Consider the following 20,824-nt stretch of genomic DNA (forward strand, 5'->3'; position numbering starts at 1 on the left):
AACCCTTGAGATACACTGCATACGCCTTTTGTCAATCAGGGAAGTTCAGCTTAAGCTAAAAATTATGTCTTCAGGCGGTAAGTGGCACTATTTCTCACACTTTTAGACTCAATCCCTAATTGGAGAATAACCGCAGCCAAACAAAAAACCGACCCTGGTCGTATGACCAAGATCGGTTTTGTATTGAAAGCAGGTCAATAAACATCTACTGATTCCATCCAACTTATCGCATGATATCTAGGGAATTTCCGTTATATAAATCCTGCTCAAGCTTAGTCAATGCTAATCAAAGCTATTCAACTGCGCTTGGCTAGTTCCTAAGAGGAACCGCTACGCTACGTTTACTTCCTGCTTCATCCTGGAGAAGTCGGCTTCTACCAGTCCACAGGCGCGAGCACGGTCTAACTGACCGCTATATGTATCGAAGTTATGGAAACTTCTGAGTGAGGCGCTACTAACAATCCTCTGTCTATGGAGCTTGCACTTCGCCTGTGGCACGTTTATCAAACGCCAGTCGTTTGCTGGAAGGGTTATCCTCTGACGGCACGGTTGTTAACCGTTAATATATCGAATATCCTAGCATCTTTTAGCTATACCTACTCAAAATTGATGATCTTTGATGAGACTTGAATAGCTTTTAGGTTACAGTTTCTAGCCCCAGATATTTGAACTACGCCAGAACTCGCCAGGTCAAGGTGTAATCTGAGCCACCTCGACTAAACTTAGCAGTAATTTCTCCTTCTCCAACCTGGCCGCTGGTAGCGGTCACGCTGCCAACGAGATCATCTTCGTTAAAGATACCTGTGTCTTTGTCGTACAGTGCAATTTCAGCAGTGCGATCAAAGATGATATTAGAAATATATCTTAAGTCTTTACCTTCTCTGGCATTAATGGTATTCACTCCTCCAACTTGGTTACCGTTAATGACAAAGTAAATCTCATCAGAGCCGACAGTATCTTCGGTTTTTTCGCAGTAAAGAGAAATGAGTTCTAAACGCGCCATGTGTTTATCCTGTTATTTCTGTTCCAACGTAGCTTGATATCGACAGTATCCTGCGACCGCGATGCTTGCTCGCCTGGATGCAATTTGAAAAGCGTGCGTATGCGCTTTTGCCGTAGGATAGCCATATTCTCCGAAACTTGGGAAACCCAGTTTCTGTAAACCAACTTTCCCAGTTTACCTCACAATCTTGCACCAAGAAAAACTGATGGTATTTGGTCACTCAGTATTAAAGCAAAAGTTCTTTCTGAGCGCGATCAAAGCCAATAAAAATTATGTAGCTCTCAAGAAACATAGGGGTGTAGGGGGAAAGAGTGTTTTTTCCATTCATAACGGGTAGCGCCCCGTCAGGCGTCGCTCCTAAGATGCACATTTTATAACCCTTATATAGCAGGGCTTTCAGATAGATATAGCGAACTACAAAAAAGCCGCCAACGCTGGCAGCTTTCGCTTTCATTCCAAAATTAAAATTTTAAATAATCTCGACCCATCCAATATATCCTAAAAGGAAAATACACTACGAAGTGTACCTGTTACAATCGTGCCATTGCTATCTTGATTTCCAGCATTGGTAATCACTTGAATAGATGGAGTGAGTTGGATATTTCGACTAAACGGATAGTTATAAAACGCCTCGAAATTGGTTTGAGTTGAATCGCCAATTTGACTCGCAATAAATGGCTGACCAACAGCAATTCCTGCTAAAGCACCGCGTGTAAACAAGTCTCGCGCTGCAACCCCCGCCATCCAGTAATTGGGTTTAATGTCGCCAAAGTTTTCGGTGTCACTGTAGCTACCGTAACCGTAGCGACCAAAAATACCAAACTTTTGTGCAAGGGTTAGTTCAATATTCACGCCAAAGGCATCAAAGCGATTGCTGAACACTTCGCCACCACTGTATTGCAGACGCAAAGCAAAAGCTCTAGAAGGTGCGTATTCTATTTCCGCCGTAGTTTGATAGGTACTTCCAAATAAGCCCCGCTCGCCTGTAGTAATATTCGGGTTAACATTGGGAGCACCACCAGCTTTAGCAGTCGCACTAGGATATAAAATACTTGTGAATGATGAAATACTCTGAAGTACTCCCGATCCATGATTGCCAGGATTTGCTGCGTCTGCTGCTACATACAAAGCCCGCACGGACAATGCTCCTTGACCTGGTTTCCAGTCAATTGCTGCCCCTGCACTTGGACCGTTGACTGGGAAAAGAATAAAGTTATTTACGAAAGCCAGAGTACTAAAGTCCCGGAAGCTAAGGTAAGAGTAACTGTTGAAGTCTACCAAATCGGTTGCCAAAATAGTCGGACCAAGAGTGAGTTTTAAGTCTTTAGCTAGTTGAAAATTGTAATACAGTCTGCTAAGACCGAATTCACCATTTGTGGGTGGCTTGACTGAGTAGTCTGTAACACTGCCAAAATTTGGCTCAAGCAAACCTGCAGCATTGTCTTTCCCACCATTACTGAGATTACTATCAAGACCACTTCCAGTCTCAAGGCGAATTTTTAGTAAGTCAGTTCCACTGAAGCTAGTGTTTAAATCTACACCTGCTCGAAACAACACTGTGGGATTAGGTTGACTGGTAATTGCAGTACCTGTGGGATTACCAGAGCTGGAATTAGGGTTAATTATGCGATCGCTACTAAATCCACCAGCATTTACCGAGATAATGACTTGACCTTGCAGCTTGGTTGTTGTGGAAAACTGATTGGCTTCCAACTCAGCTGAACGTGCTTCTAGCGTATCTACCCGACCTCGTAAAGTTACTAACTCAGCAGCAAAGTCTTCCTGTAGCTTTTGCAAAGTTACCAAGTCTTCTTTTTTTACCAAATCTGTTGTGGCTAGTGCAATCAATTCGTTGATGCGATCCAAACAAGCATTTAACCCAGCAGCAAATTCATAACGAGTCATTGCTCGATTACCGCGATAAGTTCCGTTAGGATACCCAGCTATGCAACCATACCGCTCTACCAAAGATTGCAATGCTTGAGCTGCCCAATCAGTGGGTTGAACATCAGAAAGCTGATTAACATTAGTAACCTGACTCTTAGAAGATGTATTCCCTTGTGCCTGAAGTTTGTTTCCAGAAGCTGCGACACCAGGAAAAGAAACACGAGTTTCTGCGTTTGCTGGATATATAGTTAGGAGTGATAAAGTGAGGATATTCACTCCATTGACTACAGTGTTTTTCAAAAGTTTTTGGGAAATCTTGGTAGCAAAAGAGGTATTTCTTGACAAGATTTTATTCTGCATATTGCTGTTTGTTTGTGAAACCTTCAAATTTGTACTTAATAACAAAAAAGCTTTCTAAAAGTCTTTTAGTAAGAATTCAGCACTCAGGAGTCAGAAGTCAGAATTTGTAAGGAGTCTAGTATGATTGGTATATTCATGCATCAAATGTTCTCCTAATTCTTTAATTATTCTGACTCCTGGATTCTGACCGGAGGCGGAGCGGCTCCGGCTCCGCTCCTGAATTCTTACGTGTTTTAGTTAGAAAGTTTTAGGTAAAAAAGTGTTTTATACACAAGCTTATTATCTCAAGAAAGGTGACAAAAAAAGCGGAGGAAAGGCGAGAGTTCCTCATCTATCCCCCTATTTATTGCCTTCATTGATAAAAACTGACAAAACTTACAAACATGTTGTTACGCAGGATTTAAAAACTTAGCAACAGTTTGCACATCTTTGTCACCACGTCCAGAGCAATTGATCACAATTTTTGGACTTCCTGTTAATTGCGGACAAAGAGTATCTAGAAAGGCGATCGCATGAGCAGTCTCTAACGCCGGAATAATCCCTTCTAGTTGCGACAAACGCTGAAACGCCTCCAACGCCTGAGCATCAGTCACACTGTAATACTCGGCGCGTAAAACATCTTTTAAATAACTATGTTCCGGACCAACGCCAGGATAATCTAACCCAGCACTGATAGAATGTGCTTCTGTAATCTGCCCATCTTCATCTTGCAACACATAGCTCATCGCTCCATGCAAAACACCAACTCTACCAAGAGTCAAAGTTGCTGCATGTTTATCAGTTTCAATTCCTTCACCCGCCGCCTCTACTCCAATCAGGCGTACAGATGGTTCATTGACAAATTCATGGAAAAGTCCAATTGCATTAGAACCTCCGCCAACACAAGCAAGTAGAATATCTGGTAGTCCTCCCCATTTTTCTTGACATTGAGCACGAGTTTCTTTACCAATAATTGCTTGAAAATCTCGCACCATCATCGGGTAAGGATGAGGGCCTGCAACAGAACCTAAAATGTAATGAGTGGTTTCTACATTCGTCACCCAATCCCGAATCGCTTCAGATGTTGCATCCTTAAGAGTTCCTGTTCCTGCTTCGACTGGACGAACTTCTGCTCCCATCAATCGCATGCGAAACACATTCAGGGCTTGTCGTTCCATGTCATGGATGCCCATGTATATCATGCATTCTAGACCAAAACGGGCGCAGACTGTAGCAGTTGCAACACCATGTTGACCGGCTCCGGTTTCTGCGATAATTCGCTGTTTACCCATACGTTTGGCGAGTAAGACTTGAGCTAAGGCGTTATTAATTTTGTGAGCGCCTGTATGGTTTAAGTCTTCTCTTTTTAAGTAAATCTGCGCTCCAGTACCATCTGGTTTGGCATAGTGTTGAGTGAGTCGTTCAGCAAAGTATAAAGGAGTGGCGCGTCCTACGTAGTCGCGTAAGAGTGCTTGTAGTTCTGATTGAAATTCTGGATCGTTGCGATATTTTTGATATGCTGTTTCTAATTCCGAAAGTGCCGGCATTAATGTTTCGGGTACGTATTTGCCTCCAAATTGACCAAATCGACCGAAGGTATCTGGTACACGAGGAGTTTGTGGAGTGGAAGTATTAGTGTTTTGGTTATTTGCTAACATTGGAATTTCCTTGTTTTGAAATTTGGTATTTGGAATTTTCAATTGATGCGATGAATTTTCAGGACTTAGGCAAAATAATGAAAAAATAAACCGCATTAGCGAAGCGTGTCCGAAGGACATAGGACGCAAAGAGCACGTTAGCGCAGCGTGCGCCCTTGGCGCATAGTTAAGAGAGTTTAAAAGGGTTTTTGCGTAAATCCTAATTTTGTTTCACGCAAAGACGCATTTGCGCAGCGCCCTCGAACGGGGCTAGGCGCAAAGAATATGCAACGTCTTAATTTTTAATTCCTACAGCGGGGGTAATTGCTGCTTTCAAATCGCTACAGAAATCTTTTATAGCTTGCAGCCCTTGAGATGGTGTGGTTTCTCCTAAGCGTTGGACAAAAGCGCTTCCTGCAATGACTGCATCTGCGCCCCAGTCTTTGACTTGACGGGCTTGTTCGACTCCGGAAATACCAAAACCAACGCCTATTGGTTTGTTGGTGACACTGCGGATTTGATGGAGTACGTCTTTGACTCGGGTTTGCAATGTTGAACGTACACCTGTTACACCTGTGACGCTGACTAAGTAGATGAATCCGCGAGATTGACGGGCGATCGCCTCAATTCTTTCTTTTGAACTGTTAGGTGTCACCAACAATGTGACTTCTACTCCTACACTATCAGCAGACTTCAACACATGATCTGCTTCTTCTAAGGGTAAATCGGGTACGACTAACCCCTTGATTCCTGTAGGAGCAACTTGCTTGAGGAATTGCTGGGTACCCAGATTTAAAATTGGGTTATAGTAGGTAAAAAGAATGAGTGGCGATCGCAAACTACGAGTAGCTGACTGCGCCATTTCTAAAACTTGAGCTAAGCGAGTTCCCGCTTTGAGAGCACGAGTTGCAGCGGCTTGAATAACAGGCCCATCAGCCAAGGGATCAGAATAGGGAACTCCCAATTCAATGAAATCTGCACCACTTGCGTCTAAAATTTTGAGAGCTTCGGCTGTTGTTTCCAAATCAGGATCACCAGCTGTAATAAAAGGAATTAAAGCACACTGGTTTTTGGCGCGTAAAGATTCAAAGTGTTCAGAAATTGAAGTCATCTTAATAAATTACCGAAAGCGAACAACAAGTTAATAGGGGAAAGCCAGAATGAAAAATGCAAAATTTCTGTGGGAAGAATGAACAATTTCACATTCTTAATTGCTTGACAGCTTGTTCTAAATCAGGTTGCTTGACTAAAGATTCTCCAATCAAAACAGCTTGTGCTCCAGCTTGGGCGACAAAAGCTAAATCAGAAGATGTGTATAAACCAGACTCACTCACAACCGTAATATCTAAATTTTTTAACCTTTCTTGACGTTCTACCAACAAGTGTTTAGTTGTTTCTATATCAAGACTAAAGTCTTCCAAATTGCGGTTGTTGATTCCGACGAGTTGTACATTTGATAACGCTAGTACTCTGTCAAGTTCAGTTAAAGTATGCACTTCCACTAATGCAGTCATACCTAAATGCTGAACAATGTGCAGAAAATCTTGCAGCGTTTCGTCACTTAATATGGCAGCAATGAGTAGTACTGCATCTGCACCATTGACTCGTGCTAAATAAATTTGGTAAGGATCTATGACAAACTCTTTACAAAGAAGCGGTAATTCTACACTATTTCTAATGACTCGCAAATTTTCAAAACTGCCCTGAAAAAATTTTTCGTCAGTTAACACAGAAAGACAAGTTGCACCGCCTCGTTCATATGCTTGAGCAATTTTGACTGGTTCAAAATCAGCACGAATAACTCCTTTACTTGGCGAAGCTTTCTTTACCTCAGCAATAATGCTGGGCTTGGTAGGATTTTGCCGTAGAGCATTTAAGAAGTTTCGCATAGGAGGAGCAAGACTAACCTGAAGTTTTAAATCGGCTATTGGCAATTGCTCTTTCATGAGCGCAACTTCTTGCTGTTTGTGCCAAACTATTTCTTCGAGAATATGACGTGGTTTGGCAGACTGTGCTGTTCCTTGAGTTGGTTGCTGGTAAGAATTTATCATCTTTTTGAAGAAGTGGTTATTAGTTGAAGAATGGGAAACCTAACCCAAAATTCCTTCTCTATCAGACGCTACTTTGTTGGCGCAGCCTGTCTGTAGGACTTACGGAATCTCACCTTGCCCTATCGGGCATCCCTCTCCGCGATTTCGGAACCTCACCCTGCCCTATCGGGCATCCCTCTCCTTAATAAGGAGAGGGAAAGATTTTAGCGTAGCTAAAAGCGAGGGTGAGGTTTCGAACCAGATGTGTATACACAGTAGCCTACAAGCAGAGGGTTAGAAGAAAAATGATTATGCAAGAACTGAGGAGCGATATTTAGTCGTAAATTCACTGACTATATTTGTAACAATTGTCAAACCCACTCCTCCTGCCAAAGTCATGATGGATTCTGGATGGAACTGAACGGCAGCAATTGGTAATGTTTGATGTTCAATGCCCATAATCACACCATCTGCGGACATAGCTGTCACTTTGAGTTCTGCGGGTAGGCTTTCTGGTAGTGCATACAACGAGTGATATCTACCAACTTCAAAGGACTGTGGTAAGCCTTTAAAGGCAACAGAATCTATATCCACAACAGAAACCTCAGACACCTTACCATGTTGGGGATAATCCAGAATTCCTAGCTTTCCACCGTGTGCCTCTACAATCGACTGCAATCCTAAACACACGCCAAAGATAGGAATTTGTCGTTTCTTGCAAGCTGCAATTGTATCTGCAACACGAAAGTCACTTGGTTTTCCAGGACCAGGAGATAATACAACTAAGTCAGGTTTTTCTGTATCAAAGACTGATTCTGCAAAACCGTGTCGTAGTGTTGTCACTCTGGCACCAGTTTGACGGATGTAATTTGCTAAGGTATGCACAAATGAGTCTTCATAATCAACGAGCAAGACACGTTTGCCCGCCCCTGGATTCGCTTCTTGAATGTCAAGGTCTGACAAGCTTGACAAATCTGCACTCTTATGAACAACTGTGCTAAGTGTTTGGAACAAGGCACCAGCTTTAGTAATCGTTTCTTGTGCTTCTGCTTCTGGCTCTGAATCATAAAGAACTGTCGCACCGACTCGCACCTGTGCAACTGAGTCTTTTAGTCGGATAGTTCTTAAAATTAGACCAGTATTCAAATTACCTTGAAAAGTTAAGTATCCAACTGCCCCACCATACCAACGTCTGGGGCTGCGCTCATTCTGTTCCAGAAACTGCATCGCTGAACGTTTTGGTGCTCCTGTCACTGTAACTGCCCACAAATGCGTCAGAAATGCATCCACAGCATCAAATTCTGGTCGCATGATGCCTTCCACGTGGTCTACAGTATGAATCAGATGGCTATACAATTCGATTTGACGACGACCAATCACTCTCACAGTCCCCGACTCACAAATCCGTGACTTATCATTACGGTCTACGTCGGTACACATGGTGAGTTCAGATTCATCTTTACGCGAGTTCAACAGCTTTTGGATTTGTGCTGCATCATCAATCGCAGTTTTTCCTCGACGAATTGTACCACTGATTGGGCAAGTTTCAATACGTCTGCCGTCAACACGCACAAACATTTCTGGAGATGCACCAATCAGATATTCTCCACCTAAGTTAAAGATAAATCCATAAGGACTGGGATTAATCTCCCTAAGCGTGCGATAAAGTTCAGTTGGGGATTTTTCACAGGCTTGAAAGAAGCTTTGGCTGGGAACAACTTCAAATAAATCGCCGCGACGGAAGTAATCGAGTGCTTTGATGACTTGTTGTTCATATTCACCTGGTGCGTGATCAGAGTTTTGAGTGACACTCAAACGTTTACCTCGGTAATCTATAACTTCACCCGTACGAGGTAAATCACGAGTGCTACCATTTTTAGTGACAAAATCATACTGGATTCTGAATGCTCTTTGCAGGTGGTAGTCAATCACTAACAATTCATCGGGTAGATAGAGTACCACATCTCTTTGGTCAGATGAACGTTCCAGACGCTTTGGCATTTGCTCAAACTGAAAAACCAAATCATACCCAAATGCACCATAAAGTCCCAAGTTTTCATCTGCTGGACTACTGAAGATAGATAATATCTCACGAACAACGCTGAAAACAGATGGTTGTCTGCTGCGTTCTTCTTCTGAAAATAAACGTTCTGTTGGTTTAACAGAGCCGATAATACAGTTATTCTCTTTTTCGACAGCCTCAAGATATGGTTGGTGCAATAGGCACTCTGCCAAATAATCTAGTAGTATCTTGCCTCGTTCATTATGTGCCGTAATAGTGAAAGTGTTATCTCGCGTAACAAGTTCTAAAGGTGGATTGACAAAACCTATCGCCCATCGTTTGTAGCGCCCTGGGTATTCATAGCTACTTGCCAGTAAGCCACCGCGTTGAGAATCTAAACGTATCAAAACCTCGTCAATTGCTGAATCTATCGAAGTATTTGTGACAGAACGTGATACAAAGATTCCACCTTGAGTTGTGTAGGATTGTGTGTCAAAAGACATAGATATGACCCTCTTAAAGCTGACTTAAAAAATCATTACTGGGATAATTTGGCGACTTGGTAACTGAGTAGCATACAGTGTATTAGTAGTCTGCTACACCAACAATCCTTAGTTGATCAACTTTCAGATTCATCTTCTTTTCCTCTTCCTTTGCGCTCTTTGCGCCTTTGTGGTTTTTTTATCTACTCTTGAGCCATTGCCTTGATAGAGTACGAGTTAAAATCTAACGTTGACCATCATTCATTTGTGAGTGATTGCCGGTTGACAATAACTACCAGATATTAAGTAGAAGCAAGATAATTCAACTTATGCAGTTATGAAAAATAAATGGTTTGGGAGCATTTAGCATCAAATTATGTATTGCGCCTATGATCATTTCTGGTATCTACCAAATCTTGGTAAGCAGTTCTGCGATTTTGTCAAGTTAAGTCGTTGGTCTAAAATTTCGGAAAATGTAACAACAGTGTCTGTTTTAGCTTTAGGATTTGGGATAGGAAAATCCCAGTAAATTGGTTGGTGCGTATTTATTTATAGTCAAACTGAGAAAATAATATGCACACATGATTGCCTTAACGAAATAATTTCAGGATGATTAAAGAATCTGGGGTAGGCAAATCGATGAATGAATTAGTGTCAATGTGACATCGCCTACCCTAGATAAACCACTGTTGATTTTTTCAATTTAGACACCCACAGTAAAAGGGATTTTGGTACCAAATTGTGTCATACTTGTAAAGGCAGATTTTGTCCCACGTCCGAAGAATTGAGCCAGAGGAGCGATTTCCTGCATAAGTTCCACAAAATCTGCTGGTGTCAGAGACTGAGGACCATCTGAAAGTGCTTTAGAAGGGTTAGGGTGAACCTCAATCATCAAGGAATCTGTACCAGCTGCTATAGCTGCTTTTGCCATTGTAGGTACATACTTAGAGTGACCGGTTGCATGACTGGGGTCAATCATAATTGGCAAATGGGTGAGTCCACGCAAAACAGGTACGACAGATAAATCCAGAGTATTTCTAGTGTACTGCTTGTCAAAAGTGCGAATTCCGCGTTCACACAAAATTACGTTTGGATTGCCAGCTGCCAGAATGTATTCAGCAGCCATCAACCATTCTTCAATTGTCGCAGACAGACCCCGCTTGAGCAGAATTGGTTTACCTGTAGCGCCTGCTTTCTTCAGCAGGGAGAAATTTTGCATATTGCGAGCACCAATTTGCAGCACATCAGCAACTTCTGCAACTTTATCTAAGTCAGCTGTATCCATCACTTCTGTGATAATCCCTAAACCTGTGACTTCGCGGGCTTTTGCTAACAGGGATAAGGCGCTTTCACCATGTCCTTGAAAAGCATAAGGTGAGGAACGAGGTTTGTAAGCTCCTCCCCGGAGAAACTGCGCACCTGTAGCTTTTACGACTTGTGCTGTTTCAACAATCATTTCTTCATTTTCCACTGAACAGGGTCCAGCCACAACAACTAAAGGATGATTTTGACCAAAAGTTACCAAACCGTTGGGAGTTGGAACAACAACTTCGCTTGGTTCCCCGTAGCGATATTCTAACGAAACCCTTTTAAAAGGCTGTTTCACTCGAATCACCTGTTCGATAAATGGGCTGATTTGTTGTACGTGTTCCGGATGAATAACACTTGTATCACCTACCAAGCCAATGACAACTTTGTCTTTACCGATAATTTTTTCAGTTGTCACGGGATACTGACTCAGTTGTTGAATGATTCTTTCAATTTCAGATGCGGGAGTCTGGGATTTGATGACGACAATCATTTTTTTTACCTCATGAAAGAGTTTTGGTTTTAGTTTGTGTTTTTATCAGCCCAAGTCAGTTGGGCGTTTTGAACTCGTTTTTTGTCTTCTGAGTTTTTATAGGGTAAGGATAAAAAGTTTATGCATTCGAGCAGGCGATCGCCTGTAAAATCAGCCTAATGCTTCAGGGCAAACGAATCTAAATAGGGCTTGACAAAATACAGTTTGTGTATTTTAAGCGAAAAATCTGTTGGTCTGCGAGAACTATCTGACTCCTAACGAGCGAATGCCTCCGGCACGCTGCGCGAACGCTTACCTGGTGTGTAGCCTAATTGTTGCAGGACTTACGCAAAAATAACGCAATTGGAGTCATTGCGACCGGAGGGAAGCAATCGCAAAGCCTTATTTTTCGTCGCGAGTGCGTAAGTCCTATGTTGATAAAAATTAAGGTTTATTGCGAAATCTGTGTCAATGAAATTATCATTTCCACTTAGAATAGTGTATAAAAAGTTATAACTTTGATGCTTAGGGAATGTCTCAAAATTATGAGGCACATTCTAAAACGAGTTTTTACTAGCTATTACCTCAGAGCGAATGTTATTTCCAGTATTTGTTTTGTGCGGTGCGGATATTCTTGAATATAATGAGGTGGATTTTTCATGATGGTAGGCGGTCAAAATTCCGTTCTATCATTTTTTTGACACCTAGTTAATATTTCGGACGTGTCTATTTATCATCTCTGAAAATTGCCGATGCGATCACAAAGATGGCGATCGCTGTTATTCTCATCAAGGGTAGCTAGATAACCACGCACTCGTTCACAGCCCCGTTCTAGCAGTTCATCTAATCCTCCTAGCTGCCACAATATAGCTTGACCATTCTCGTCAATGGTAGCTATGACCCTACCATCGGGACTAATTTCGGTAAATTTCAGAAACCCAACGCCAGAACTTGGCTGTTCTAAATCAAAATACTGATTGCTTTGCAAATCCCACCAGATCATTTTCACTCCTACTTTCCTAATGAGTACTGAAGTGCCATCATTGGTGAAGCTGATGTCTGGAATCTCGGAATCGCCCAATCTTCTCAGATATAACGATGTCAGCTGCTTACAGGAGAAGAAATCCCAGATTCCAACGGTAGTAGCGCTAACTTCGCTTGTAGCCACCAGTAGTTGATCTTCCTTAGCATCGAATTTCCAAATTACGCTTTGAGGAGAGTAGCCACCATACCCACAATTAGGTTTATGTTTAAGCTCTTGTTTGCTTTCCAAATCCAACACGCGCAAAGTATGTGAACCTTGTAGAATTGCTAATTTTGTCCCATCCGAGTTAAAACTCAAGCTACTTACTGAGTCGTACTCCCCTGACAATGTCAATTCCTCCTGACCAGACTCCAAATTCAACAAATGGATAGCATTGGATTCAACAATTGCCAATTGCTTACTCTTCGGACGAAAAATTAGTTTACTTTCGGGGTTGTACTTCCGTGAAAATTTCTTCAAACGTTGGACTGACAACAAATCCCATAAGTGAATCTGACTATCTTCTAGCGTTGCTAATTGCTTGCCATCGGTACTAAAACTTAGCGTCTGAACAGAGCTTGGCAGTTTTCGATGGCTCAGGCTTGACAGTTGAACCTCTGCATCGACATTCCATAAGCGGATAGTATTGTCATTTCCACTTGTAAGCAGTTGCTTCCCATCGGTACTAAAACTGAAATTAGAGACGTTGCCTTGATGACCTTTTAATTCTTGGAATTGGTTTCTATACCTATACATATCCAGCAAGCGGATAGTATCAATATTGTCATAATCCGTAACAGCTAGTTGTTGGCCATCGGGACTATAATTAATTGCCCAAAACTCACCCAATTCTATCGGAGTGCGATTTTCCACCCTCCATAGCTGACCATCAGTTACTTCCGAGTGTGCATGACCACTAAACCCTATTACCAAGCTCTCACCGTTGGGACTAATAACGGCACTATTAACACTAATATCGTTAGAATTTAAAGAATTTCTAACTTTGAACTTACCTAAGAGTGTGAATTCACTAAAGTTATAGTTCCATAAAGAGACAGTCTTATCGTCATCTTTAGTTGTAGTAGCTACTAGCAGATTGCCATCATCGTGTTTAAAACTAATGCCTTGGACGTTTACTTCATTATTTGTTAATGGATATAGCTGCTTGTTTTCCCAGTTCCAGAAGTAAGCGAAACCTTGATAATCCTGATTGTAGCTAATAAAAGCCAGTTTTTTGCTATTGGGGCTAAAACTAACACTCCGTACTCCACCTGGAAGCCTTGGTGATTCATGCAACTGATTGTTTTTCCAGTCCCATAGATAGACACCTGGAAACTGCTCACCCATTTCACTCCCTCTCATTTCACCCATTAACGCTAGTTTCGTGCCATCGGGACTAAACTTAGCATAAGTCACCCGGAGATTTTCTGGTAATTCTTTACAAGGCTTCTGCCTACTTTCACTTTTTAAGTCCCACACACAGATAGTACGTTCATTTGTTGTGGTAGCTATCAATAGCTTGCCATCTTGACTGACAATTGTACCCTGTACTACCTCACCTTGAGGTAGCTGCCAACGTTGTTGTTCTCTATTGAGAAGAATCGCTCTACGTAAGGTAGCGACAAGTTGATTCTGTAGCTGTGAGTCGGGTGGTACTAGTTGCAAAAGCCAATGTTTATTAGATGTTCCTGCCTGTAAACTCTGAATCAAGGTATCTAATGTTAGATTGTTTGTACGTAAGCCAGCTTCTGAGGATTGTCTAGCAGTCCTCATTTGAGCTGTGACTGCATTTCTCTGTTCCCTTAAAGCCGAGATAGTTAACCAACTCAATCCCAAAATTACGCTGATCGCAATGCCCCAACGCAAGTTAACATTCCTGCGTCTTTGCCAAATACTGCGCTGCACAAACTCAGATTCTATCTGGTTGAACCAGTAATCAACAGATTTGAGTTTCTTTCTTAAAACATCAAGGTAGGGATTACCATTCCAAAGAAACTGCCCCTTTTTCTCTCGTTGGCGTTCTTGAGCACCCTTCCTAATTTTGCTAAACCAGTCCTCAGCAGAGTCGATTTTTTTATCAAACCAGCTCAGGACAGGTTCAGCTTTTCCAAGAACACTTGCTGATTGTTCCTTGTTTTTCCATTCCAGGGCATTAGGTGTCAGTCGCTGTTGCAAGGGTAAATCTTCCTGCTCCTGTTGTTGCCACTTCTGTAGTTTATCCCAGCTTTTGACTAGAAAATCATGGGCTGGCTCTACATAAGGTTCCCCAGTTTCTTGTCCGGAGACAATTAGCCGAGCCTCATTAAGACGTTTCAGGACTAACTCAACTCGCTGATTTTCCTCATCATCTGGCTTGCTTGGCTCATGCTTGTCTGCATACACTAATTCCAATAATGGCACCCGACGCCGTGCTGATTCCCCACCTTCAATAGTCACCATCCGCAGCATCACCCGCCGCATCGTATCTTTGTGAGCATCATCAGGTAATTCGTCATATTCTTTATTAGCTCTCCGTGTTAGAGAACCAGCGACGCCTCCCTCTTTGTCGAATTCAGCATCAAGTGTCAGGGCGCGATCGCTACTCTTCCCTTCAACCCACTTTTTAGCAAGTTTAATGTAAAGTTCGCTGAGTGTAAAAGATAGCAAGGGTAAGGCACCGGGCATCTGCCCCACTTCATCAACTAACTTGTCTACCGGATTTCGCTGCCCCGGAAGCTGTTCAAAGTAAAGTGCCATTTCTGCGGCGGGACGCTCAATTGCTTGTCGCAACTCATCGGAACGCATAGCACGGACTGGGAAGCGAGCGTGTGTCCAATATGACTTGAGCGCTTCCGAGTTGAGGAAACGCGGTTCAAAGTCGGAGCGCAATGTTACGACTATGCTCAGTTGCGGCAAATTAGCGGCTATTGTTGCTTCTAGCAGTTTTAAGAACTGTTGCGATTCCGTAAGATTCGGTTGCTGGTTTTGCTTATCTTCTTTAGTCTGAGAACTTAGGGTGATTAACTCCTCAAATTGATCTATCACCAGTAACAGCCTGATTCCAAGTCTTTGTTCGCTCCATGTTTTGACAATTTTGATAAATTCTTTTGGGTCTTGTAAACGTTGGCTGAGTGGATTGAGACAATCTAAAACTGTCTCTTGTAAAAGCTTTTGTTCGTTTTTATCGTGACATAAATTATTGAGTTCATCAAAATGATCGACAATTAAACGCTGCTTTGCTTCTTTGGTTCCTCGCTTCCAAATATTAACAATTCTCTCGTATTTATTAACTTTTTGTTCTAATTGGATAATTTCGTCTTCTTCGCTATTTACATCGCCATCATCAATTCTTTGGTTTAAAGCTGTAATTTCTTGTTTTAGAATTTCATTAATAAAATGTAAATTGTCTAGCTGCTTGCTGACAACAAGATCGTTATTATTAGTAATTAACAGAAGAGTTATAGCGAAAGCTGTAAAAGGAGATTCACTAGGACGCATAGGTTTGAGAATGTACCACTCTCGGGGATGATTCTGGCGTAAGTAAGGAATGAGTCCCGCTTTAACTAAGCTGGATTTACCAGAACCGGAAATTCCGGAAACAACAGTTAGCAACCTAGAGGTATGGTAAACTTTCTCATACAATTCCTCTACCAGTTCTTTTCTGCCAAAAAATAATTGTGAATGCTCTTCTTCAAAAGACTGTAATCCTCGATAAGGATTATTTTTTCAGTTAATTTTGGTGCTGGTTTTAATTTCGGATCGGCACCAGGAACTAAAAATATATATTCGCCTCTATCATGTTTTGATAAAGTCCATATCCCCGGTGTTTGACTTTCATTAGAAGCAGTTTCTACATTGTCGCGCAAGTAGAGATAAAGTTCTGTTGCTGTAATCACTCCATCTCCTGCGGATTTGCCATTTTTAGCTGCAGGAATTACATCTCCTTCGCCCCGCAAAGCCTTGAATAAAGCAAGAGCAAAAGGTGAGTGCTTATCGCCGCCTCGGTTATCGCGGAGAATGTCTAATGCTTCTTGGTTATGCGCCGCAGAAGTAATTGCTTGCCATGCAGGAGATTTGATAAAGCGATCGTAATGTTCTTTACGAATGACTGTTGGAATGACTGTCGCTAATCTAGCACTTGACCACCGGAAAGTTCCAGCAAAACAACAATCAAGAATGACTAACAAGTGGCGACAGGAAAGTGCGCTTAAACATTCGTGTAACTTCTGCATAGGGAGCAGAGTTTTATTGTTTTCTAAATCTGCATCCTGTGGTACAAGACTGCCCGCAGGTCCCTTATGACTATCGCGTGCTATTCCATGTCCTGCAAAATAGAAGAGTAAACGGTCGTCTTTTGTCGGCTGAATTTCTTTGGGTAGTCTTTCCTCAAGTAGGGTTAATAAATTCTTTAGCGTTGGTTTACACTCAGTCTCATCAGTGATTAAAATCACTTCATCATATTGATGTTCTTTCGCTAAGATCTCCGCTAGAACTTCAGCATCACGTCTTGCTGTGTGTAACTTGGGAATCTTGTTTTGGTATTCGTTTATGCCAATAACGACTGCCAAACTGCGCTTAAAACTTGTTATTTTCTGTGCTTTTACTAGCGTATTTGTTTGGACCATTGTTGCTTACCTAGTTTGTATGAATACTTTTGTGTGACTCTCACCAGGCAAAAATAACGAAGTATTGCAGAATCAGGGATTTTGGTTTTAACTACAGATTCACTCGTGCAATGCTTTGCTCTATTTAATTCGCTATTACTTTTACGGCTACCTGTTTTGTTGTCCATCCACGATTTGGATCGGCGACAACTTGTACGTTTCTACTTGTGGAAGGTTCGTCATCAGCACCCACAGTTGCTAGGAGTTCTTCTAGTTGATTTCTGGGTGCTTTGAGTCCTCTAGTGCTACTAGGGGGAATTGGTTGGTCAAGGGACGGTAACTCCAGCCACCGGAAGTTAGCTTGTTCAACTGTGACAAACACTTTAAATATGTCTGTTCCTTCTTGATAACCTTCTGGAAGACTCATTTTGAGTGGAATACATTCTTCTTGTCCGGGGTCGAAAGGAACAAAATTTGCATTGTCTCCTAGTATATTGAGTTGGGAAATTGACCAATCCGAACTTAAAGCCAGTACAACCACGTTGAGAACTTGAGAGGACTCATTGCGGATACGCAAAAAGACAGTTTCCCCTGCTTGCACACTGGGATTACTCTTGTCATCAAATGGCTGAGGAGATGGTTGCCGATTTCGTCTATAATTAGCTTGCTTGCCAACTAACTCAACCACAAGTTTTTTCGTTAGAGTCGTCCCAAAATTATCCAATTCCTCTGTAGCTTTATACTTAGTGAGATGCACCAAGCGTTTCACCAACTTAGTAGCTGCATGTGTTTCGCCTACCTTCAATGGAGGTCGTAAATTAGGCAAAGGCTTACCCGTTGGCTCACAAATCTCGTATTCACCTAGTTTGTTGATAGAAATTTGGTAGTCAGCAACTTCTTGATCCGCAACTAATTTCACCCAGCCATTTCCCGAAGCTGCGATTGCGCGCAGCGCAGTGCCAAAGGCGATCGCAACTGCTTGCAAAGCTGCTTGCTGATTTATTTCTTTTGGTGGTAAGTCCTCCAATTTTGTATTCTCTGGTGTGCATTCAATCAAACGGATTCCCCGAATAAGATCCACGGGTGCGGACAACATGACCGCACTAGCCCCTGGCTCGATTTCTCCTGCACGCACCGTCTTAATAACTTCCGCCCAAGCATCAGTGACACCGATTTCTGTGACTTCAGCTATAGTTAAGTGCTTGTCTTCTTGGGTAATATCCTTTATTTGTCGTGGATAAATAGCAAACACAAAGCCTTCCTCCACACCTTGGGCTATACCAGCATTTAATTTAACTCGGATTGGATTAGAAGCTTCATCTACCTGCATCACGGTGACAGCATACTGCTGGGATTCGTAGCTGGTGCCCAAAACCAAACGGTTATCCTCACCTAGCAGCATGGGCGTTTGTTGCTGAAACTGACTCTGGATTTTGGCGTTGATGCGTGAGTAGAGTTCCTTATAAGTTAAATCCAGACTGCGGTTCTGTAGAGAATCCAACAACCAATACGTTAAAGCTCCGTTACGTTCTTTACCGTTAAAGGCATATTCATAAGCATATTCCGACGGACGACAAGCCGCCAGTAAAACATAATCTTTAACATCCGGAAGCATCCCACCTACAGCAGCAGCATTACGAGTTCCTCCTGTTAAGTTTTGCCAAGTCTTCACCAATTCGGATGCCGATGCGACTAAACTTTCTGTTGGTCGTTGCGTTGTGTCAACAGTATTTGCGTCAGCGCCACGAATGTCAGAATCTCCGGCTCGCGTTGCTCCTCCTGAATGACAGCTATCTAACACAACTGTAACAACTAACTCTTTATCCACCATCTTTTGCACAAGTGCTGCTAACTCCAAGTCGCGAAGATAACGAGATGTCGGTTTACCAATATCAAGGGGAACAAGCGTTTCATCAAATCCTTTTTCTTGCTTGAGTTCTGAATAAATTGTTGCTGCACGTCCGCCGTGACCAGAGTAATGAATGTAAACTTGGTCTTTAGGTTGAGCAATTTCTGTAAGTTCTTTAAACTTCTTTACAATATTCTCGTAGGTTGGCCACATTGAAGGTGGTTCGGATGGCATAGGAGAATCGTCAACATTAGAAGCTGTTAGCTTGTAAATTTGCTCAGATGGTAGATTAAACTGGCGCTTTAGGAAAGCTTCCACATGGTTAATATCACGCACGCATCCCTTAAGGCTTTTATAAGAAGCACCATTGAATAATTTGTTAGGTAAATAACAATCAATACCTATTAACAAAGCGTATAAGTAGCTCATTCGTTAATAACCTGTAGACGTTTTCAAGGGTAGGTGTGAATGAATTTAGTTGATTGAAACAACCGTAAATCCTTACAATTTATATAGGTGTAAATAAAAATAACTTATGCAGTGGATCGCGGTTCCGGGAGCAACTCAAAAATTCTGACGAAAAATAACGCAAGTGTGCTCAGTTACAATGACACAATTACGTTATTTTTACGTCAGTCTTAAGCATTTTACTGTTCAAAGCGTTCTTTAAATTTTTTTGCCTTTTGCTCATTCGGAATTTCCGCCACCAAAGTTTCTATAAGTTGCTTCGGAGTGAGATTTGGATGTTGATTCAAAGTATCTTTGAGAATGACGCTAGCAAAAGGACCAACAAAACTAGTCAACTCTCGCCGACAATGTTCTAAAAACTCCGGATTGCTAATTGCAGGAGAGTTTTCGATAAATATCTGTGAGTTAGTAGAACTCTGAAGCTTTTTGGACTTAGGTTTAACAGGAGTAAGTTGAATGCGATTTCTAAACTCTTGCGCCCTTTGCGCATCAGGAATTGCTTCAGCTAGCGCTTCAATGAATTCTTGTTGTTGTATATTTGGGCTTTCTTGCAAAGTATGTTTCACCAAAACACTAGAAAAAGGACCAATAAAACTAGTCAATTCTCGCCCCACAAACTCTAAAAATTCTGGTTCGAGAGAGACTGGCGTTTGTGTATGCGATTTAGTATTGATTTCATTTTGCTTTTCTTGCTCTTGAGAAGTGTCAGTATTAATTTGAATTGTTTTCGGTAACTGGCTCGAAACTAAGTCATCTCTTAAGAATGAGGATTGATTCTTATTAAGTTCAACAAGAACTTCTTTTGCTGACTGATAGCGCTCTGTTGGTGATTCTGCCAGCATTTTTTCCAGTATGCGAGCGAAAGAGTCACTAATCTTGACATAGGAGCGCCATTGCCATTTTAAAGAAGTATCTATCAACAAATGTGGCATTTTTGCAGTCAAAAGAACAAGCGCAGAAACCGCAAGTGCGTAGAGATCACTGGAGGGATAGCAATGTCCTAAACGCAGCTGCTCTGGTGGAGAGTAGCCAACTTTCCCTACTATTGAACCTTGAAGTGAGTATTGATGTGGAGATTGGGCTGAGAAAACCTGAGTGAGTTTCTCCTTAACCACTCCAAAATCAATCAGCACGGGTTTAGATTGCTTCACAGGAAGCATGACATTATCTAATGAAATATCTCGGTGAATAATCTTGCGCTCATGGATATATTCCAAAACTGGTAACATATCTAGTAGCCATGCTCTGGCTTCAGTTTCAGAAAATGGTTTACCTTTGCGAGAAAGACGTTCGGATAAAATTTGTGCATAAGTTTTACCATCAATATATTCCTGGACTATAAATAGTCGTTGGTTCTCTGTCAACCAAGCCAGAAATTTGGGAATTTGAGGATGTTCAAATTGGTATAAAACTTTTGCTTCTCGCTCAAATAGCTCTTTAGATTTACGAATAATCTCCTCTTTGGTGGTTGCAGGTACAAACTCTTTGAGAACACAGGCTTCACCAAAGCGCTGAGTATCGGATGCTAAGTAAGTTCGTCCAAACCCGCCTTGTCCGAGAATTTTCTGAATCAGATAACGATTATTGATTAAAGTCCCTGGGTTAATTTGTGCAATCATTTCTAAAATTCTTAATTTTAATTATTAATAAGATTTTTGATATTATTATAAGGTGGAAAATTCAAAATTATGCATAATATCGAGTCCAGTGAATCACTTGTGATCTTTGGGTTCTTGGTTA

Annotated in this window: 12 protein-coding genes and 1 pseudogene; all 13 read right to left on the reverse strand. The window is 41.8% G+C overall.

What is annotated here, in order from left to right; genetic code table 11:
- Positions 1-670: 670 nt before the first annotated feature.
- On the reverse strand, positions 671-1,003 hold the full coding sequence (locus DP117_RS19995; protein ID WP_169220019.1) for a hypothetical protein: 333 nt from the start codon (positions 1,001-1,003) through the stop codon (positions 671-673).
- Between the two features lie 226 nt (positions 1,004-1,229).
- Entirely contained in the window at positions 1,230-1,457 is a 228-nt protein-coding gene (locus tag DP117_RS20000; protein WP_169220020.1) for a hypothetical protein, read from the reverse strand.
- Positions 1,458-1,501: 44 nt separating this feature from the next.
- Positions 1,502-3,250 (reverse strand): iron uptake porin, encoded by a 1,749-nt coding sequence (locus DP117_RS20005; RefSeq protein ID WP_169220021.1) that lies wholly within the window; start codon positions 3,248-3,250, stop codon positions 1,502-1,504.
- Positions 3,251-3,639: 389 nt separating this feature from the next.
- On the reverse strand, positions 3,640-4,887 hold the full coding sequence (gene trpB / locus DP117_RS20010; RefSeq protein ID WP_169220022.1) for a tryptophan synthase subunit beta: 1,248 nt from the start codon (positions 4,885-4,887) through the stop codon (positions 3,640-3,642).
- A 274-nt stretch (positions 4,888-5,161) separates the two neighbouring features.
- Complete coding sequence (trpA, locus tag DP117_RS20015) at positions 5,162-5,977, reverse strand: tryptophan synthase subunit alpha (RefSeq protein WP_169220023.1); 816 nt, start codon at positions 5,975-5,977, stop codon at positions 5,162-5,164.
- Between the two features lie 88 nt (positions 5,978-6,065).
- Complete coding sequence (gene trpC / locus DP117_RS20020) at positions 6,066-6,917, reverse strand: indole-3-glycerol phosphate synthase TrpC (protein WP_169220024.1); 852 nt, start codon at positions 6,915-6,917, stop codon at positions 6,066-6,068.
- 288 nt (positions 6,918-7,205) lie between these two features.
- Positions 7,206-9,401 (reverse strand): anthranilate synthase, encoded by a 2,196-nt coding sequence (locus DP117_RS20025; RefSeq protein ID WP_169220025.1) that lies wholly within the window; start codon positions 9,399-9,401, stop codon positions 7,206-7,208.
- Positions 9,402-10,083: 682 nt separating this feature from the next.
- Entirely contained in the window at positions 10,084-11,181 is a 1,098-nt protein-coding gene (aroF, locus tag DP117_RS20030; protein WP_169220026.1) for a 3-deoxy-7-phosphoheptulonate synthase, read from the reverse strand.
- Positions 11,182-11,893: 712 nt separating this feature from the next.
- Positions 11,894-13,957: a WD40 repeat domain-containing protein gene (locus DP117_RS37295; RefSeq protein ID WP_169220039.1), complete on the reverse strand. Its 2,064-nt coding sequence runs from the start codon at positions 13,955-13,957 to the stop codon at positions 11,894-11,896.
- Positions 13,958-14,317: 360 nt separating this feature from the next.
- A pseudogene (locus DP117_RS37300) lies at positions 14,318-15,820 on the reverse strand (hypothetical protein); the annotation flags it as partial.
- A complete protein-coding gene (locus DP117_RS20040) occupies positions 15,811-16,788 on the reverse strand; it encodes a caspase family protein (protein WP_211176220.1) in 978 nt (325 codons plus the stop codon). The pseudogene DP117_RS37300 and the gene DP117_RS20040, both read right to left, overlap by 10 nt.
- Before the next feature lie 124 nt (positions 16,789-16,912).
- Positions 16,913-19,045, reverse strand: a complete 2,133-nt coding sequence (locus DP117_RS20045; RefSeq protein WP_169220027.1) for a caspase family protein — start codon at positions 19,043-19,045, stop codon at positions 16,913-16,915.
- A 218-nt stretch (positions 19,046-19,263) separates the two neighbouring features.
- A complete protein-coding gene (locus DP117_RS20050) occupies positions 19,264-20,703 on the reverse strand; it encodes a serine/threonine-protein kinase (RefSeq protein ID WP_169220028.1) in 1,440 nt (479 codons plus the stop codon).
- Positions 20,704-20,824: the final 121 nt, after the last annotated feature.

Source organism: Brasilonema sp. UFV-L1 (genome assembly GCF_012912105.1).
GTDB lineage: Bacteria > Cyanobacteriota > Cyanobacteriia > Cyanobacteriales > Nostocaceae > Brasilonema.

Excerpts from the sequence above, each read along its gene's own strand:
- DP117_RS19995 (WP_169220019.1), bottom strand. The coding sequence starts at position 1,003 with ATGGCGCGTTTAGAACTCATTTCTCTTTACTGCGAAAAAACCGAAGAT.
- DP117_RS20000 (WP_169220020.1), bottom strand. The coding sequence starts at position 1,457 with ATGAAAGCGAAAGCTGCCAGCGTTGGCGGCTTTTTTGTAGTTCGCTAT.
- DP117_RS20005 (WP_169220021.1), bottom strand. The coding sequence starts at position 3,250 with ATGCAGAATAAAATCTTGTCAAGAAATACCTCTTTTGCTACCAAGATT.
- trpB (WP_169220022.1), bottom strand. The coding sequence starts at position 4,887 with ATGTTAGCAAATAACCAAAACACTAATACTTCCACTCCACAAACTCCT.
- trpA (WP_169220023.1), bottom strand. The coding sequence starts at position 5,977 with ATGACTTCAATTTCTGAACACTTTGAATCTTTACGCGCCAAAAACCAG.
- trpC (WP_169220024.1), bottom strand. The coding sequence starts at position 6,917 with ATGATAAATTCTTACCAGCAACCAACTCAAGGAACAGCACAGTCTGCC.
- DP117_RS20025 (WP_169220025.1), bottom strand. The coding sequence starts at position 9,401 with ATGTCTTTTGACACACAATCCTACACAACTCAAGGTGGAATCTTTGTA.
- aroF (WP_169220026.1), bottom strand. The coding sequence starts at position 11,181 with ATGATTGTCGTCATCAAATCCCAGACTCCCGCATCTGAAATTGAAAGA.
- DP117_RS37295 (WP_169220039.1), bottom strand. The coding sequence starts at position 13,957 with ATGAGGACTGCTAGACAATCCTCAGAAGCTGGCTTACGTACAAACAAT.
- DP117_RS20040 (WP_211176220.1), bottom strand. The coding sequence starts at position 16,788 with ATGGTCCAAACAAATACGCTAGTAAAAGCACAGAAAATAACAAGTTTT.
- DP117_RS20045 (WP_169220027.1), bottom strand. The coding sequence starts at position 19,045 with ATGAGCTACTTATACGCTTTGTTAATAGGTATTGATTGTTATTTACCT.
- DP117_RS20050 (WP_169220028.1), bottom strand. The coding sequence starts at position 20,703 with ATGATTGCACAAATTAACCCAGGGACTTTAATCAATAATCGTTATCTG.